Origin of the sequence: Clostridium weizhouense, from assembly GCF_019431045.1 — a bacterium.
Lineage (GTDB): Bacteria > Bacillota > Clostridia > Clostridiales > Clostridiaceae > Clostridium > Clostridium weizhouense.
In genome coordinates this window covers 53,750-72,787 of the sequence record NZ_JAHXPT010000001.1, presented here as the reverse complement: position 1 = coordinate 72,787, position 19,038 = coordinate 53,750, and the positions used below count along the sequence as shown (strand labels likewise).

Here is a 19,038-nt window from a genome sequence, read left to right as displayed (position 1 = left end):
GTTATATGAGGAGAAAGGAAGGGGAGGAAAAATTGTGATACAAGAAAAGGAACTCATAAAAGGTCTTACTACAAATGAAGCAGAAAAAAGAATGAATAACTTTGGGCTCAATGAACTTCAGCATAAGAAAAAGACATCAGCTCTTAAAATATTTCTTTCACAGTTTAATGATTTTATTGTTTGGGTATTAATAGCAGCAACAATAATTTCTGGAATTATAGGAGACAAGGCAGATGCAGTTACGATACTAATTATAGTTTTTGTTAATGCAATACTTGGCTTTGTTCAAGAGTTTAAAACGGAAAAATCATTGGAAGCATTAAAAGATTTAGCTGCACCAACATGTAAGGTTTTAAGAGATGGAAGTATAAAAATTATAAATTCTATATATTTAACAATTGGTGATGTTGTTATTTTAGAATCAGGAGATAGAGTTCCAGCTGATGGAATGTTTATTGAAGGTTTAGGAATCGTTGTAGATGAATCATTATTAACTGGTGAATCAGTAGGTGTTGATAAAGATATTAATGGAAAGCATAACAAGGGATATATGGGAACTACAATTGTTAAAGGTAGAGGGTTATTTAAAGTTGATTCTATTGGTATGAAAACAGAAATGGGAAAAATAGCTGATTTAATTCAAAATATTGATGAGGAAAAATCGCCTTTAAATAAAAAATTAGATTCTCTTGGTAAAGTTTTAGTAGTTATTTGTTTAGTAGTATGTTTGGTAGTTACTGTTATGGGTATAATTAGAGGAAATGATATAACAGAAATGTTTTTACTTGGAGTTAGTTTAGCTGTAGCGGCAATTCCAGAAGGACTTGCTGCTATAGTAACAGTTGCGTTAGCATTAGGCGTATCAAGAATGCTTAAGAGAAATGCATTAATAAGAAAGTTGCCAGCAGTTGAGACTTTAGGTTGTACATCTGTAATATGTTCTGATAAAACAGGTACATTAACTCAAAATAAGATGACAGCTAAAGAGGTTTATTTAAATGGTAGAATATATGAATTAGAAAAAGAAAAATTAAATGATTATACAAAAATGATGAAAGCTTTTGTTTATTGCAATGATTGTAGTTATGATTTTACTAAAAATGTTATGAAAGATGTGCTTCACGGAGAACCTACAGAAACTGCTTTAATAGATATGTTTTTTAAAGAAGTATCGCCACTTAAAGATTTTGTATGTAATGTGGAAAGAAAATATGATATTCCTTTTGATTCAACACGAAAGATGATGTCAGTAATAGTTGATGATGAAGGGAAAGAATGTTGTTATGTTAAAGGAGCACCTGAAAGAGTAATAGAAAAATGTTCATTTATACTAGAAGATAATAAAATAAAGCCTTTAACATACCAAAAGAAAAAGCAAGTTGCTACTTTTATAGAAGCAATGTCCTCTAGAGCTTTAAGATGTATAGCATGTGCATATAAAGAAGAAGGATTAGTTAAAGGGGACAAATTAGAAGAAAATCTTATATTTTTAGGAGTTGCTGGAAGTATTGATCCACCAAGGGATGAAGCTAGAGATTCAGTAATTAAGTGTAAACTTGCAGGAATAAAACCTGTAATGATAACTGGTGATCACAAAAATACTGCACTTGCAATTGCAAAATATCTAAATATATGTAATAGTGAAGAACAAGTATTAACAGGGGAAGACATTGAAAAGATAAGTGATGATGAACTTGTTAAGAAAATAAATAAAGTTAGAGTTTTTGCTAGAGTTTCACCAAATCATAAATTAAGAATAGTAAGAGCGTTTAAGAAAAAAGGAAATATAGTTGCTATGACAGGTGATGGAGTAAATGATGCACCAGCTATAAAAGAATCTGATATAGGAATTGCAATGGGCATATCAGGAACAGATGTAACAAAGGAAGCGTCATCAATGATACTTATGGATGATAATTTTTCAACAATAGTAGCAGCCGTTGAAGAAGGAAGAATAATTTATGATAATATAAGGAAATTTATTAGATATCTTTTATCTTGTAATCTTGGTGAGGTTTTAACAATGTTTTTAGCAACATTATTTTATTTACCAAATCCATTAAGTCCAATACAGATTTTATTAGTAAATCTTGCAACAGATGGTTTACCAGCAATTGCACTTGGTGTAGATCCTCCAGATAAAGATATAATGAGACAAACTCCAAGGGAAAAAGATGAAAGTATATTTGCTAGAGGATTAGTAGAAAAAATAGTAGTTAGAGGTTCACTAATAGGAATATGTACTTTACTTTCATTTATGATAGGTAGGTACTATGGAATGGATTTAGAAACTTGTAGAACATTAGCATTATGTACTTTAGTAATGTCTCAATTAATACATGTTTTTGAATGTAGGTCAGAGAGACATTCTATATTTGAAATAAAATTATTTACTAATCCATATTTAGTAGCTGCCGTTTTAGTATCAATAATTATGATTACTTCAGTTTTATATGTTCCATTTTTAAGAGGAATTTTCCATACGGTAGCATTATCACTTAGTCAATGGTTAATAGTAATGTTCTTCTCAGGAATAATAGCATTAATAAATAGTGTATATTTATTAATTAAAGCTAAATAGACGATGTGAATATTTTTAAACAAAATTTCTTTATTCATCATCTTAGACACATTCAAAAAAATAATATTAAAATATAGCCTAATAAAAAAACTCCTTTTAGGAGTTTTTTTATTATCTTCTCATCATTTTAGTAGCTTGTTGACGAGATTTTCTTATCTGACTATGATCTACAGGTATTAAATCTTTCTTAGTAGTAAGGTTTAATACATTCATTATTTGTATAGCTTCTGTAGTATCTTTTTTCTTTATTTTTTCACCTTTAATTCCCATAATTATAACTTTGTGACCTTGTGAAACAGTAATAAATTCAGGTTTTTTAAACCATTTATTTTGTTTGTAGAAACATTTAACTACAGCTTTACCTACTTCAGGTTTAACTACCATTTCTACTAATAATTTGTGAAATATAAAGTAACTTTTTTCGAAAACTTTTACAGATAAAACGGTTCCTGAAGTACTTGTAATTCTATCTCCATATTTTTCAAGATATGCGTCTTGAAAATATTTATTAAACTTACCGCTGAATTTTTCTTTTAAACCCATATGAACTCTCCTTTTTTAGCATGAATTTCTTTAAAAACAATTATTCCATTATATCTAATTTATTATAGCATAATACTTAGTTAACTACCATATATATTAAGCTTTTCAATAATCTATAGTATGTTATGCATATATTTAAGTATGATACAATTATATAGTTAAATTTAAGAAAAAATTAATTTTATAGACACAGAGATGACATAAAGAATTTATACAATTAATATATAAATTAAGTGCTATATAAATTAAGTGCTATATAAATTAAGTAATATAGATATAGTATAATATTAATGTAATTAAACTATGTTTTAATTTAATATGATACTTAAAAATATAGCTTATATTTAAGGTTATTATTTTTGTACTTAGGGGGAGATTATAATAGATATTAATACAAAACGAATTTGTGATATGACTATAGATAACTATGTTAATGCTAAAGAAAGATTAAGATATGATGGAGATTATATTAATCATTTTTCAGCTTTACTTAATGGATATTATAATAGAGAAATTCCTTTTGAAGAGGTTAAAGATATACGTAAATTTATTAAGGATAGTACATCTAGAATGTCTCCTTTTAGAGGTGACATGTTATATATATTATCTTTTTTAATATCATGTAATAATGATTATAAAGAAAATAAGATGATTATTCTTGAGATAATAGAAGTGTTTGATTTGTTAATAGAACAAAACTTTAAAGATTCTGAGTATTTGCTTTTATCAGCTTATGCAATAGTAAAATATGTAGACTTACAAAATAGGAAGAATATTATATCTAAAACAAAAGATATATTTAATATTATAAAATCTAGATATAATAATGTGACAAAAGAAGATGATTATTTATTTTGTACTTTACTGGCTATAAATTGTTCGGAATTTAATTCAATGACAGAATATATGGAACTGGTTTTTGAATATGTGACTAATTTAGAACTATTTTCCAATAACGGTGTGCAAGGATTAACTAATACTATATTGTTAAACAGTTATGAAGATGCAGCATACAAGACAAAAGAACTCTTAATTTCTTTGCAAAAAAATGGATTTAAAATAAGTCATCAATTTGTAAGTTTACTTGGTGCTTTAGTAAAGAATCAAGATTCTGAAGAAATTATGAATAATATGAGAGAAGTTATAGACTATCTTTGCAGTGAAGAAATTGAATATGAATTTTATATAGATAAGGGATTTAGAGACATGATTGCCTTAATTATTGTGTCTACAAGTAAAATAAACGAAAATATAAAATATTTAGATGAATTATTGGCATTTAGTACTTATACATTTTTAGTAAGTAAAAATCAAGGTGTTTTAAATGAAGTATTAGCTTAAAACATAGTCAAATAATAAAAAGCAGTTGACTTTAAAAGTTGGTAGTATAAACAGAGTTTCTACTCTAAAAATATATTTTTAACTTAAGTTTATAGAAAAAATAAAAAAGTATATCTATTTTCTAAGTTAGAGAATATTAATATTATATATACTACTAATTTGAGGAGGAAACTGCTTTTGAAGGTTTTAATCAAAGTTAAGTCTTAAAACAAACTTCAAAGTGGATATAATTTATGAAAAGAGAGTTAACTCCAAGCGAAGTTATTTTTAATTGTTCTTTTAAGGGTTTACCAAGCGATGAAGAATTTTTTGAAATGCCTGAGGTAAAATCAAGGTTAAATGAAATAGAACGAGCTTTAAAGATCAAGAAAGATGGATACAATTTATATTACGTTGATTCGTTTTCAAAAGATAAACTAAGGGATTTAATAAATTTTGTTACAACTATATATGAAGAAGAAGAATCACCAAAGGATATCTGTTATGTAACAACTGATAATTCACTAAATCCTAAAGTTTTATTTTTACCTAGTGGAAAAGGTACTTTATTAAAAGATAAAGTTGAAGAAATTAAAAATAAATATTTTGATTGTATATTTGAATTTTATAATGGATCATCAGACACAGAAAAAGAGATTATACTCCAAAATATAACTAGGAAAAGAAATGATTATATATCTGAAATAATGAATGCAGCAAAAGCATATAATTTTGATGTTAAAGCTACTAATGGAGGTTTTGTATTTATTCCATTAAAAGAACAAGGGAAAGAAATGACAGAAGATGAATATGAAGATTTAGAAAGCGAAGATCAAGATATAATTAAAGAACAAGTAGGAGAATTAAAAAAACAAGCAAAAGATGTATTAGAGAAATTAACTAAGCTAGAAAAGGATTCTATTAAAGAGCTTAAAGCAATTTATAAGGAATATTTAAAAAATACAATGATGGAAAAAAAGAATGACTTATTATTTGAATTTGTAACTGATGAAAATGTGTGTTTATATCTCTCACAAATGTTTGATTGGATTGAAGAAGAGGTAGTTAAATGTTATACAATAAGTCTTGAAGATGATGAACAAGAACTTGATCAGTTATTTATGAAATATGAAGTTCATGTACTTGTAGATAATAAAAATATTCCTCATCCTAGAGTTCTTTTTGAAGAAGATCCAACTATAAATAATTTAATAGGTAATATAGAATATAAAAGTACTAATGGTAATTATACTACTGATATAGAATTGATACATCCTGGAAGTTTATTAAAGGCTAATGGTGGATGTTTAATTGTAAGACTGAATTCTTTATTAAATAGTGGGTATAGTTATTATTATTTAAAAAAGGTATTAATGCTCCAAAAAGTAGATTACAGTTATACTAAAACTTATTTAGATGTTCTATCTATAGAGGGATTAAAGCCAGAGCCTATACCTATTAATGTAAAAGTAATTGTAATAGGTGATTATGAAAGTTTCAATTTTTTATATGAAAGAGATGAAGATTTTAAACGAGTATTTCCGTTAAAGGTAGAATCTGATATTGAACTTAAATATAATGACAATTCAAAGACTTTAATTGCAAGATATATCCAAAATAAAATAAATAATGAAAATTTATTAGATATAGAACAAGATGCTGTAGAGGAAATATTTAAAGTATTATCAAGAATTAGTGGTGATAGGGAAAAAATTTGCATTGATGACTATGAAATAGATAAAATGCTATATTTGTCTAATCATAAAGCAATTTCTGATGGTAGATTTACAATAAGTAAAGATGATGTTAATAGTATTTGTCATAGTGGAGAAGAGAAAATTCGTGAAGAAATCTTAGAAAGTTATAAGAGTAAAAAAATATTATTATCTATTAGAGATGAAAAAATTGGTTCTATTAATGCACTAGCTGTATTTGGAACAAAACTTTTTAGTCTAGGAAGGCCTATGAGAATAACATGCTTAGCTCTTAAAGGAGATGGCAGAATAATTGATGTTCATAAAGAATGTAAACTTAGTGGAAATATTCATGAAAAATCTATAGCTATTTTAAGAGGATTAATAACTAATTTATTAAGTCCGTATGAAAAATTGCCCGTAGATTTTCAATTAAGCTTTGAACAGACTTATTCATTAGTAGAAGGAGATAGTGCATCTGTTGCAGAAGTAATATGTATGCTTTCTGCACTTAGCAAGAGGTCAATAAGACAAAATATTGCAGTTACAGGATCTATAAATCAATTTGGAGACATTCAACCAATTGGCATGATAAATGAGAAAATTGAGGGTTTCTTTAGTGTATGCAAAGGATTAGATGATATAGACGATAAAGGTGTATTAATTCCTAGTGTAAATAAAAATGAATTAATTTTAAATGCTGAAGTAGAAGAATATATTAGAAATGGCGAATTTCATATTTATACAATGGATACACTAGAAGATGCAATAGAAGTCCTTATCTTAAAACCTGGTGAGTCAGTTAAAAGTTTTTATAAAACTATTGAAGAGGAACTTTCAAAATATAAGAATGTTAAAAAGAAAAAATAAGACACATCAAATAATAGATTAAATGTAAATTGTATATTTATTTTATTTAATATGAACAAAATCAAAAAAAGTATACAAGCATTAATCTATTATTTTAAAAACTATATTTAGGTATAGAAAATATAAAAATTAATATAAAAGAGATATTTTGTTTAAGGCATATGAAGAAAAATAACAAGATATCTCTTTTATTTTTCGCTATCTTTTAAATGGATGTTATAAAGCTTATGGTTAGAGATGAAATTGGAAAGTTGATTTATGTATATTGTATATTGTTAATTAAAATGTGATTTAGTTGTTTGATTTTCATATATTATAGAATAATTAGAAAAAAATGTAATAAAAAATTGACGTTGAATAAAAGAGTATGTTAAAATATGGTAAAGATTAGTAATAAGTATTAAATAAGGAGGTGAATTACTCTAAGGATAACTTTAGAGTAATGATATATGAATTTAAAGTTTGAAAAATATGATGATATTTTAATTATTACTCTTGTAGGGGAATTAGATCACCATAGTGCTGAGGAAGTTAGAGTCAAAATTGATGATAGAATGGATAGAGACAATATAGAAAAGGTTATTTTAAATTTTGCGGGTGTAAGTTTTATGGACAGCTCTGGTATTGGAGTTGTTGTTGGAAGACACAAAAAGATAGCTAATAAAAAAGGAACTCTATGTATTACAAATGTTAATACAAATGTTAATAAAGTATTTGAATTAACAGGTTTATATAAGGTTGTTAAGAATTATAAGACTATAGACGAAGCAATAAGATGCATTTAGATGGAGGGTTTTATGGTGTATGATAATAAAATGAGTGTAGAATTTTTAAGTAAATCTGAAAATGAAGCTTTTGCAAGGGTAGTAGTTGCAGCATTTGTTTCTCAACTCGATCCAACAATTGCAGAGTTAACAGATGTAAAGACAGCTGTATCAGAGGCGGTAACTAATTCTATAATACATGGATATGAGAATAGAGATAACGGAATAATTAGGGTTGAAGCAGAGATTTATGATAGTGAAGTAACTATTATAATAATCGACAAGGGTAAAGGTATTGATGATATACCTAAGGTTATGGAACCATTATATACATCACGTCCAGATTTAGAAAGATCAGGGATGGGATTTACAGTGATGGAGACGTTTATGGATAGTTTGTTAGTTGAAAGTGAAGAAGGAAAGGGTACAAGGGTAATAATAAAGAAGAAATTTGACACAGTGAGTTAGGTGGAAAATATGGAAAAAGGGAATTTAAAAAGAGAGGAATATAATTATAATGATAATTCAGAATTATTACCTTTAGCCAAATCTGGAGATAATGCTGCTATGAATAAATTAATAGAGATTAATCTACCATTAGTATCATCTATTAGTAAAAAATTTTTAAATAGGGGTTATGATTATGAGGATATTTTCCAGATCGGTTCTATTGGATTAGTTAAAGCTATAAATAATTTTGATTTGAATTATAATGTTAAATTTTCGACTTATGCAGTTCCTATGATAATAGGGGAAATTAAGAGATTTTTAAGAGATGACGGGATGATTAAAGTAAGTCGTAATGTTAAAAGTTTAGCTAAAAGAATACATTTTGACAAAGAGGAATTAACAAAAAAACTAAATAGAGCACCTACTATAGAAGAATTAGCAGGGTTTTCAGGTGTAGATAAAGAAGAAATTATATTTGCAATAGAGTCTGCAACAAGTTTACAATATCTTTATGATACCATACATCAAGATGATGGAGCGCCAGTTTTATTAATAGATAAATTGAGTGAAAAAGGTGAAGAAGATATTGGAATGATTAATAAAATAGCTCTTAAAGAGGCCCTAAGAAGCTTAGATGAAAAAGCACGACAAATAATTATTCTAAGATATTTTAAAGATAAAACACAGGTACAAGTAGCAAAATTACTGGGTATAAGTCAAGTACAAGTTTCTAGAATTGAAAAAAAGGTACTATTAAAAATGAGAGAAAAATTAGAAGATTAATGGATTGTTTTTTGAAGCCATAGATTTGTATTAATTCAATCTTTACATTTTTTATAAAAAGTAATCCGTTTAAAATAGAAAATTAATTTCTATTTTAAACGGATTTTTTTTATCCAAAAATTAACATAATTAAATTTTTCAAATATACAAATAATAAACATACATAAAAGAAATTTTAAATAAAATAATAAACAAAAATTGAATAATTAACCTTTAATATTTGTTAATTAAAAAAGGAGAGTGACAGGTTTTGCATAAGGATGAGAAAATTATAAGAAAAAAATATGAAGATATGGCAAAGCAAGTTGAACCGAAACCAAGGATACTTTTAGATTGTACTAAAGCTTTTTTTGTTGGAGGAGCAATTTGCACTATAGGACAATTTATTGATAAATATATTTCAACATTAGGTTTACCAGATGAACAAGTTAAAACTATAGTATCAATAATAATGATTTTTTTAGGTGCTTTATTAACAGGTATAGGTATATATGATAAAATAGCTCAATTTGGTGGAGCAGGAACAGTAGTTCCAATAACAGGATTTTCTAATGCAATTGTTTCCCCAGCTATAGAATTTAAAAAAGAAGGTTTTGTTTTTGGAGTAGCAGCTAAAATGTTTACTATTGCAGGACCAGTTCTTGTATATGGAATAGGATCATCTGTAATTATAGGTATAGTTTATTATATAATTTCATTATTTTAAATAAGATAATAGGATAGCTATATCTAATTATTTATTGATATTTTAGTATAATAAAAAATTAAAATATCAATACTATTGGAAATATCGCTATGTTTTAAAACAGTGTTGATATTGTAGTATAAGCCTAAACTGGCATTGGGATTTGCTTTTTAGAACTCTTAAGTTATAGTAAAAATTTTATATTTTGATACTCGAACTTATTCAGCGAATATATATGAGTCGAGTTTCATTTTAGTCTTACAATTAATTGCTTGTCAACAATCTGGGATTGGGAGTATACATTAATTAGACTAAGCTTTGTTTAGAGTTCTTAAAGTAAAATCACCTGTCCATGGGCTTTATATTACAATATCAACATTCACTTAAAACATAGCCTGAAATATAATGTAAGAATTAATAAATTATATTTGTATTAAGGTGGGTGTAGATATGAAAATAGCTAATAAAAAAGTAGGAAATCAAACTGTAAGGTTAGAGAATCCTCCTAAAATAATTTCCGCTTATTCAATAGTAGGACCTAAGGAAGGTGATGGACCTTTAAAAGAAAGTTTTGATCAAATATTAAATGATGATACTTGTGGAAAAGATAGTTTTGAAAAGGCTGAAAGTGAAATGATGTTTACAGCTATAACTCAAGCATTGTCTAGGGCTGAGCTTCAGGAGAGTGATATAGATTATCTTTTTGCAGGTGATTTGTTAAATCAAATAATATCTTCAAGTTTTGCAGCTAGAAAATTTGATATTCCTTTTTTTGGATTATATGGAGCCTGTTCTACGATGACAGAATCTTTAAGTTTGGCATCAATAATAATGGATGCAGGATGTGCAAAATATGTGGTGGCAGCAACATCATCACATTTTAGTTCTGCGGAAAGACAATTTAGATTTCCACTTGAGTATGGATGCCAAAGATGTGCTACTTGTCAATGGACAGTAACTGGATCTGGAGCTTTAGTATTAGGACATGAAGGCAAATTTCCTGAAGTTACTTATGTTACAACTGGTAAAGTAAAGGATTATGGACAGAAAGATCCTAATAATATGGGAGCTGCTATGGCTCCAGCAGCTGTAGATACATTGGTAAGCCATTTTCAAGATACAGGAAGAAAACCTGATTATTATGATATTATTGCGACTGGAGATTTAGGGAGTGTTGGGAAAGAATTAGCAGATAAATTAATTCAAGAATATGGATATGATATAAGAGGGAATCATATGGATTGCGGAGATACAATTTTTAATGATCAATTACAAAATACAGCAGCAGGAGGAAGTGGATGTGGGTGCTCAGCAGTTGTATTTGCTGGATACTTATATAAAAAATTAATGAGAAAAGAAATAAAAAATGTATTATTAGTATCCACAGGAGCTTTAATGAGTCCAACGTCTTCTCTTCAAGGGGAAAGTATTCCGGGTATAGCTCATGCAGTAGCAATAGAAATGAAATAGAAGTTAATAGGTAATTATAAGATGATTTATTTTTATAAAGGAATATTTAGGATTAAAGATGATATAAATGAAAGGAATTATAGAAAGGATGATATAAATGGAGTATATAAGTGCTTTTATTGTTGGTGGAGTAATTTGTATAATAGCACAAATATTAATGGATACTACTAAGTTAACTCCAGGTAGAATTTTAGTAGTATTTGTTACTATTGGTGCCATATTAGGTGCATTTGGATTATATGACAAGTTAGTTGTAGTAGGTGGAGCTGGAGCAACAGTTCCACTTCCTGGATTTGGGAATACATTAGCTAAAGCTGCAATAAAAGAAGTTAAGGAAATAGGTTTACTTGGAGCTTTTACAGGAGGAATTAAAGGAACAGCTGGTGGTGTTAGTGCAGCAATTTTTTTTGGATATTTAATGGCTTTAATATTTAATCCTAAAACAAAAGAGTAGAATTAACTTTATTTTTAATCTTTTAGCATTTATACTATAAATAAGGAAGTTTGTATTTTTTTTAGATTTAAAGTTAATATAATTTTTATATTATTATTTTTATTTTTCAATATATATGCTTTAATTAAATTATTAAATTTATAATATTTTATAGAAAATTATATTTTTAAATTTATATTAATGAACAAACTTTGTTGGGAACTTATATATCTAATTTATTAATTTAGATGGGGGGATATTTTGAATAAGTATTGTAACAATACTTGGGCTCAAGTTGTGGAAATGCTAGATAGTAATGTACAGAAAGGACTTAGTAGCTTTGAGTGTGAAGCTAGAAAGGAAAAGTATGGCACAAACAAAATTGATTTACCAAGTGGAAATAGAATATCAAAAAATATAATAAATATAATTAAACAAGCACACATAATATTATATATAGTTATTACAGTGCTGTTATTTATTTTAGAAACTAATTTTTATAAATATATTGTATTAGGATTTCTAATAATAAATGTAATGGGAAGTATACTTTATAATATTAAAAGAGGAAAAGAGATAGGATTTTTAGAAAAATTAAATTTTGCAACTTCAATCGTAATAAGAGATGGTAGAGAATTATTGTTGAAATCAGAAGAAATTTTGATTGGAGACATAGTGAAATTTAAAAATGGTTCTGTAATTCCAGCAGATATAAGAATAATAAAAGCGATAAATATAAAAGTAGATGAAAAAAATATAACTGGTGAAACTTTTTATAAAGAAAAGTTTGAGAGTAAAATAAGTGGATCAATAAATTCACTTGGAGAAATGAAGAATATACTTTTTAAAGGATCTGTAATTAAAGATGGTGAAGGTGAAGGTATAGTAATTTCTACAGGTAATTCAACTCAATTAGGAAAGTTATTAGCAATGTTAACTTATGCAAGCAATAAAAAACATACATTGTTAGATAAAATTCAAAAAAAGTGGGGAAATTATTTACTATCATCATTTATATTATTTGCTTTAGGAATATTATTAACTGGAAATTTAGAAAAATATCATGATCAAGTAGAAAAAGGACTTTTAGTAATTACATGTTTCCCAATTATTATAATTTCAATGTTAGCATTTAAAATTATATTAAAACAGTTTAAAAATAAAGATATTAATATAATAAATTTTTCTGCATTTGATCTTATAAATACTATTAATGTTATGTTTTTAGATAAAATTGGAGCAATAACTAAAGAAGAAATGATAGTTGATAAATTTTTTACAGATGGTGAAATAATTTTTTCTAAAGATATAGATTATTCAAAAAATATAAATGTAACAAGGATATTTGATATTTCTTTATTATGTAATAATTCTACATATAATATTGAAGAAAACACAGGTAAAGGTGATTTAACAGAAATAGCATATTTACAATTTGCAGCACAAAAAAAGGTATATAAATCTATTTTAGATAATAAAAATTTTAGAATAATTGAAATACCTATGGACTCTGATAAGAAGATGTTGACAATTTTGAATAAAATGCAAAAAGGTTATAGAGCTAATTCCCGTGGAAATTTAGATTCAGTTTTAGAGAGATGTACTCATATAATGTTAGATGGAATAGAAAAAGAACTTACTGATGAAGAAAAAAATAAAATAAAAGATATAGATATAAAGTTTTCGGCAGAAGGATTAATAACTCAAGCATTTGCCTATAGAAATTTTAATTATCAACCATCTACAGATGAAAATATAGAAAGTAATATGGTTTTTGTTGGAATAGTTGCCTTAGAAAATCCTCTTACAGATGATATAGAAGAAACAGTAAGAGAAATAAAAGATAATGGAATAATTCCTATTTTATTTACTGAGGAAAATAAGATAAGTGCTATTACAATGGCCAAAAAGGCAAAAATTATCTATAAAAATGATCAAGTAGTATCAGGAATAGAATTGGATTCTTTGAATTCTCAAGAGTTAATAGATTTAGTAGGAAAAGTGAGAGTTTTTTCTAGAATAAATCCAGAAATAAAATCTCAAATAATAGCATTATTTAATAAAGATGGATATAAAGTAGTTGCAAGTGGAGAAACTTTAGGCGATTTACCTTCAATAAATTTATCTGAAGTAGGTATTTCAAAAGGAAATGCACCTTTAATAGTTAAAAAGGTTTCTGACATTTATGTAAAAGAAAATTATTTAGATGGATTCTTTAAGGTTAGAGATTATGCAAAAATATTTAAGAGCAATTTAGATAGAGCATTTAAAGGTATATACTCTATAGTTTTTGCTGAATTAATGATTTTGTTAAGTAGTATTATATTAAGTTATAATCAAATGTTGAATGTTACAAACATTGTATTTATTAATATATTTTTACTTGTTCCTTTAGCTTTAATATTTATATTAAAAGAAAATGGACAAGAATTAAAAAACAAACAGATGATAGTAAGATCAGTTATATTAACACTAGCCACAATATTTGTAACATATGGGGTAAATGACAATCAAAAGTCATTATTATCATTAATTATTTTATCAACAGGAGCAATATTGTTTACAGCATTTAATAATAATATATCAATACAGAAAAAATCTATAGAAAGAAAATTATTATTTATTTCTTTACTATTGACTACAATAGTTGTATTGGCAATTGTTTTAATTAAAAATATTATTTTAACTAAAGTGGTAATAATTAATTTAATTATTAGTATAATAGTTTTAATTATATTTGAAATTTTATTTAAAAGATGGCAAAACTCATTAATGAGGTGAGCTATTTGTTTTCAAAAAAAATTAATGAGATAAATAATCCTATTATATATATGTTTTTGACATTAATATTATCATGTATTAGTTATGGGTTATTTGATGACTTTAAGAAGCTTACAATTTTTATTGTTTGCTTCTTTTTTATATCAATAATTATTTATTGTGGATTTAATTTTACGATTTTAATGATTGTAGTTTTTATTTTAGGATTAATTATTAATATTTCTTATTATAGTATAGATTCTAATATAGAATCATCTGTTAGAATATTAAGAAAAAATTCATATGAAATTACGGCAGATTATCAAGGTAAAAAAATACTTTTAGAAACTAATAATGATGTTAAAGTAGGACGGGAATATAAAATTAATTCTAAAATAATAAAATCACAAGAAAAAAGTAAGGGAGTAGTGGGGAAGGTAATAACTAATGATGTAAATGAAGTTAATGAGGATTTTATAGTTAAACTTTATAAAATTAAACATAAAGTATTTTTTATGTTAAAAGAAAATTTAGGTCAAAGAAAAGCAGCATTAATATCGTCAGTAGCATTTGGATATTCAAATTATTTAGACAAAGAAGATAAAAGTGATATGAAAAAATTTGGAATAATTCACACTATTAGTATTTCTGGGTTACATGTTGTCATAGTTTATATATTTTTAAAAACTTTGTTAGGAAATAAGATGGGATTAATAGCTACAATAATATATGTTATATTTACTGGATGCAACTATTCAAGTATAAGAGCTTTTATAATGCTTTCTTCATTAGAGATAAGTAAAATTATAAAAAGAAATAATAATTCACTTTCAGCATTATGTTTATCTGGTATGGTATTAGTATTAATTAAACCTTATAGTATTTTTGAAGTATCTTTTCATTTATCTTATTTATCTACACTTGGAATAGTAATTTTTAATAAGAAATTAAATAATTATTTTTATAAATTACCTGATAAATTAAGAACAGTTGTAAGTATTAGTTTAGCAGCTCAAGTTTTTACATTTCCTTATTTAATATTAGTGTTTAAAGATTTTTCAATTAATTTTATAATAGGTAATTTAATTTTAGTGCCTTTTATTAATATTATTGTGATAACAGGTAATATCTTGCCAATAGTATATATTTTTCCTAAACTTTTTGATTTTTGTAGTTATCTTAACTTAATTATTATAAAATTATTTGATTGGAGTTTGGATAAGTTAGAAAATTATTCTATACCTATGTTTTATGGAAATGAATATGTAGCTATACTTTATATGTCAATACTTATAAGTATTTATTTTATAAATAAAAATTACAGAGAATTTATTTATTTGCCAGCAATATTTATATTATTAATTACTATTCAAATATACAGTCCTATTCCTAAAATTACTTATTATAATGAAGGTGCTTTATTAATTAGTTATAGGGGAGAGAGGGCACTTGTTACTAATAAAAATAACATAGATATAAAAAGGCTAAAAAAGGCCACTATGTCAAATAAGGTATATAGAAATAATAAAATAATTAATATAAAGAATATCGGAAAAATTAAAGAAAAAGGTAAAAATTATTTTTTAGAAACTTCAAATAATCTATATATATTAAAAATTAGTAATTCTAAAATCTCTTGTTTAGATTATGATATAATAAATTTTAAAGATCAAAAAATAAATAAAATATTTATACTAAAAGATAGAATAATTTTAAGTATTTAAGTTCCAATAAAATTTATTTGTTAATATAAATTTAAAAATCTTTGTAAAGAGCATTCTTTATGAGCATGATGAGGGACTTATATAAAAAACTTATTAAAAGATGATAGTATGTTTTAATAATGGTGTTAGAGCATTGTAATTAAAATATACTTAAACATAAGAAAGGCGGATTAATTTGATTGACTATGAGGTTTTTGAACGAGAGATTGAAAAAGGTAAGATAAAAAATTCATATATATTTTGTGGGTTAGATGAAGAACTTATTAAAGATGGTATAAATGTTGTTATAAAAAAGACATTAGGAGTAGATACTGATGATTTTAATTTAATAAAGATAGATGGAATGAAAACAAATTTTGATGAAATAATGAATGCTTGTGAAACATTTCCCCTTATGAGTGATAAAAAGGTTGTTTTTGTATATAGAGCTAATTTTTTAAGAGATAAAACTGATGAAGCTTCAAAAAAAATATATAAAAGTCTTAAAGAATATCTCTCTAATATGCCACCATATACAGTGTTAATAATGTACTATTTATTTAATGACAAAAGAGAGAAAGCAAATAAAAATAAAAAGTTAATTTCATTAGATAAGTCAATCACAGTTGTACATTGTGATAAATTAAGAAGAGATGCTTATATAAAAAAAATAAATGATATTTTTAAAGAACGTAAAAAAAACATAGGAAAAGCTGAACTTATATATTTCTCAGAAAAAGTACAAAATAATTTCGATATAATAAAAAGAGAAGTTGACAAACTTATATCTTATACAATAGGAAGAGATATAAATAAAGAAGATATTAATTTATTAATATCAAATTCTGGAGAAGAAGATGTATTTGACTTAGTAGAGTTAATAGCTCAAAGAAAAATTGAATCTGCAATGGATGTAATGAGAGAAATTTTATATAAGTCTGATCAACATATGTTAATAATAAATAATTTAGAAAGGCAGTTTATAAGACTTTATGAAATAAAAACAGGATTAGCTAGTGGTGAAAAAGTACAAGATTTTATTTCAAAATTCAAGTTACCTAAATTTATATGTGAAAAATTAGTTTCTCAAAGTCATAGATTTTCAGAAAAACAATTAATTGAACTTATAAAATTATGTGTGAAAACGGAAAAAAATCTGAAATCTAGTAGTATAGATAAAACTATGGAGATGGAATTATTACTTATTAATACTTTAACTGTAAAAAAATAAAGATATATATTCAAAAAATTATAATATAAAACTTAAACTAATATAAGTTACACTAATATTGTAATATCTACATCATTATTAAAAATAGCATAAGATAAAATAAAATTATATTTTTGATAAGATGGAAAAATAAAAAAGTGTAAATAAATAACCCACCAAAATCGGTGGGTTTATCAGATTACGCCATAGCGTTTAACTTCGCAGCTAATCTAGACTTCTTTCTTGCAGCCATGTTCTTATGAACAACTCCATTTGAAGCAGCTTTGTCTAATGACTTAACAACTAATGTAAAAGCAGTTTTAGCTTCTTCAACGTTGTTAGCAGCTACAGCAGTTTCAAACTTCTTGATTACAGTTTTTAACGCTGATTTAATCATTCTATTTCTTAAAGTTTTAGTTTCAGTAACTTTAATTCTTTTCTTTGCTGATTTTATGTTTGCCATTCTTGATTCACCCCCTTAAAATTTTATAGGGCCCCTGCAGCTTTTGGGGATATCTGCGTATCTTTTAATTTCAACAAACCTTATTATAGCATTGAAAGTTATGTAATTCAAGTATTAAATTCAAACATATAGGAAAAATAATATCAAGTAAATTTATAGTGAGGTGTAATTTGATGATAAATGTTAGAACAGATTTGGCAATTGAAGCAAGAGAAATGTATATTAAAAAGCATAATCGAAATAAAGAAATAGATGGAGTTATTGTTGAAGAAGAACAAGAGGGAGATATAAAATTTAGTACTGTAAAGATTAAAGATGAAGAGGGAGCTAAAAAGATAGGAAAACCTATAGGAAATTATATAACAATAGATATTCCTGAATTTACTGTTTATGATGGTGGAATAATGGATAGTGTAGCTAATGTTTTAGCAAAAGTATTAGAAAGATTAATTCATGTAGATGAGAAGAAAACTGCGTTGGTAGTAGGTCTTGGGAATTGGCAAGTAACTCCAGATGCTTTAGGACCAAAAGTTGTAGAGAAAATAATGGTCACTAGACATTTGCAAGTTGTAATGCCAGAGGCGATAGATGAATCTGTAAGACCTGTATGTGCAATAGCACCTGGAGTTTTAGGAATAACAGGCATTGAAACAGGAGAAATTATTAAATCATTAGTAGAAAAAGTAAAACCAGATTTGGTAATTTGTATAGATGCTTTAGCATCCAGAAGAGTTGAAAGGGTAAATAGAACAATTCAAATATCTGATACTGGAATATCTCCAGGTGCTGGAGTTGGTAATAATAGAAAGGAAATAAGTGAAAAGTCGTTAGGAGTAAAAGTAATAGCAATAGGAGTTCCAACAGTTGTTGATGCTGCAACTATTGCTAATGATTCAATTGATTTAGTTATAGATGAATTAATAAGTAAAGTTTCTTCAGGGAAAGAGTTTTATAATATGTTAAAAGATATTGATAGGAATGAAAAAGAATCACTTATAAAAGAAGTATTGTCTGCAAATGTAGGTGAATTAATAGTAGCTCCTAAAGAAGTAGATATGATAATAGAGGCTCTTTCTAAAATAATAGCAAATGGAATAAATATGTCTTTGCAACCTAATATGGATATGGAAGATATCAATAAGTTTTTGAGTTAGCATATGATTTAAAATTGTGTAAAATTTAATATTGCCAAAGGTAACGTTCAAGTATTAGCTTTTTAGGATTATTTAAGATTATTATAAATTTAATGAATTTTATAATAATTATGTAAATCCCCTAATATAAATATAAAAGAAGCAAGGGGGGATTA

General features: G+C 25.8%; 15 protein-coding genes. 13 read left to right on the top strand and 2 right to left on the bottom strand.

The window, feature by feature from the left end:
* Positions 1-34 precede the first annotated feature (34 nt).
* Positions 35-2,581 carry a calcium-translocating P-type ATPase, PMCA-type gene (locus KYD98_RS00355; protein WP_219777600.1) on the top strand — a complete coding sequence of 849 codons (2,547 nt, stop codon included), beginning with the start codon at positions 35-37 and terminating at the stop codon, positions 2,579-2,581.
* A gap of 111 nt (positions 2,582-2,692) precedes the next feature.
* On the opposite strand, the gene KYD98_RS00350 is transcribed toward KYD98_RS00355, so the two are convergent.
* On the bottom strand, positions 2,693-3,124 hold the full coding sequence (locus tag KYD98_RS00350; protein WP_219777599.1) for a hypothetical protein: 432 nt from the start codon (positions 3,122-3,124) through the stop codon (positions 2,693-2,695).
* 411 nt (positions 3,125-3,535) lie between these two features.
* Here KYD98_RS00350 and KYD98_RS00345 point away from each other — a divergent pair, with 411 nt between their 5' ends.
* The 11 genes from KYD98_RS00345 to holA all read left to right on the top strand — a co-directional run bounded on the left by KYD98_RS00345 (position 3,536) and on the right by holA (position 17,287).
* Positions 3,536-4,465, top strand: coding sequence for a DUF4003 family protein (locus tag KYD98_RS00345; protein ID WP_258049540.1), 930 nt, complete (start codon positions 3,536-3,538; stop codon positions 4,463-4,465).
* Between the two features lie 233 nt (positions 4,466-4,698).
* Positions 4,699-7,008 carry an AAA family ATPase gene (locus KYD98_RS00340; protein ID WP_219777598.1) on the top strand — a complete coding sequence of 770 codons (2,310 nt, stop codon included), beginning with the start codon at positions 4,699-4,701 and terminating at the stop codon, positions 7,006-7,008.
* Positions 7,009-7,457: 449 nt separating this feature from the next.
* The gene (gene spoIIAA, locus KYD98_RS00335) at positions 7,458-7,793 is read left to right on the top strand and encodes an anti-sigma F factor antagonist (protein WP_219777597.1); all 336 of its coding nucleotides are present in this window, start codon (positions 7,458-7,460) and stop codon (positions 7,791-7,793) included.
* 15 nt (positions 7,794-7,808) lie between these two features.
* Complete coding sequence (gene spoIIAB / locus KYD98_RS00330; RefSeq protein ID WP_219777999.1) at positions 7,809-8,240, top strand: anti-sigma F factor; 432 nt, start codon at positions 7,809-7,811, stop codon at positions 8,238-8,240.
* A 9-nt stretch (positions 8,241-8,249) separates the two neighbouring features.
* Entirely contained in the window at positions 8,250-9,005 is a 756-nt protein-coding gene (sigF, locus tag KYD98_RS00325; RefSeq protein ID WP_219777596.1) for an RNA polymerase sporulation sigma factor SigF, read from the top strand.
* A 250-nt stretch (positions 9,006-9,255) separates the two neighbouring features.
* Positions 9,256-9,711 carry a stage V sporulation protein AC gene (spoVAC, locus tag KYD98_RS00320; protein ID WP_258049537.1) on the top strand — a complete coding sequence of 152 codons (456 nt, stop codon included), beginning with the start codon at positions 9,256-9,258 and terminating at the stop codon, positions 9,709-9,711.
* 429 nt (positions 9,712-10,140) lie between these two features.
* On the top strand, positions 10,141-11,160 hold the full coding sequence (gene spoVAD / locus KYD98_RS00315; protein ID WP_219777595.1) for a stage V sporulation protein AD: 1,020 nt from the start codon (positions 10,141-10,143) through the stop codon (positions 11,158-11,160).
* Positions 11,161-11,257: 97 nt separating this feature from the next.
* Entirely contained in the window at positions 11,258-11,614 is a 357-nt protein-coding gene (spoVAE, locus tag KYD98_RS00310) for a stage V sporulation protein AE (protein WP_219777594.1), read from the top strand.
* 240 nt (positions 11,615-11,854) lie between these two features.
* Entirely contained in the window at positions 11,855-14,374 is a 2,520-nt protein-coding gene (locus KYD98_RS00305; RefSeq protein ID WP_219777593.1) for a P-type ATPase actuator domain-containing protein, read from the top strand.
* A 5-nt stretch (positions 14,375-14,379) separates the two neighbouring features.
* On the top strand, positions 14,380-16,077 hold the full coding sequence (locus KYD98_RS00300) for a ComEC/Rec2 family competence protein (RefSeq protein WP_219777592.1): 1,698 nt from the start codon (positions 14,380-14,382) through the stop codon (positions 16,075-16,077).
* Between the two features lie 175 nt (positions 16,078-16,252).
* The gene (holA, locus tag KYD98_RS00295; RefSeq protein ID WP_219777591.1) at positions 16,253-17,287 is read left to right on the top strand and encodes a DNA polymerase III subunit delta; all 1,035 of its coding nucleotides are present in this window, start codon (positions 16,253-16,255) and stop codon (positions 17,285-17,287) included.
* Between the two features lie 178 nt (positions 17,288-17,465).
* Here holA and rpsT read toward each other — a convergent pair whose 3' ends face one another.
* Positions 17,466-17,729, bottom strand: coding sequence for a 30S ribosomal protein S20 (gene rpsT / locus KYD98_RS00290; protein ID WP_219777590.1), 264 nt, complete (start codon positions 17,727-17,729; stop codon positions 17,466-17,468).
* Positions 17,730-17,902: 173 nt separating this feature from the next.
* Between rpsT and gpr the strand changes: the two genes are divergently transcribed.
* Entirely contained in the window at positions 17,903-18,883 is a 981-nt protein-coding gene (gene gpr / locus KYD98_RS00285) for a GPR endopeptidase (RefSeq protein WP_219777589.1), read from the top strand.
* The last annotated feature ends 155 nt before the right edge of the window (positions 18,884-19,038 follow it).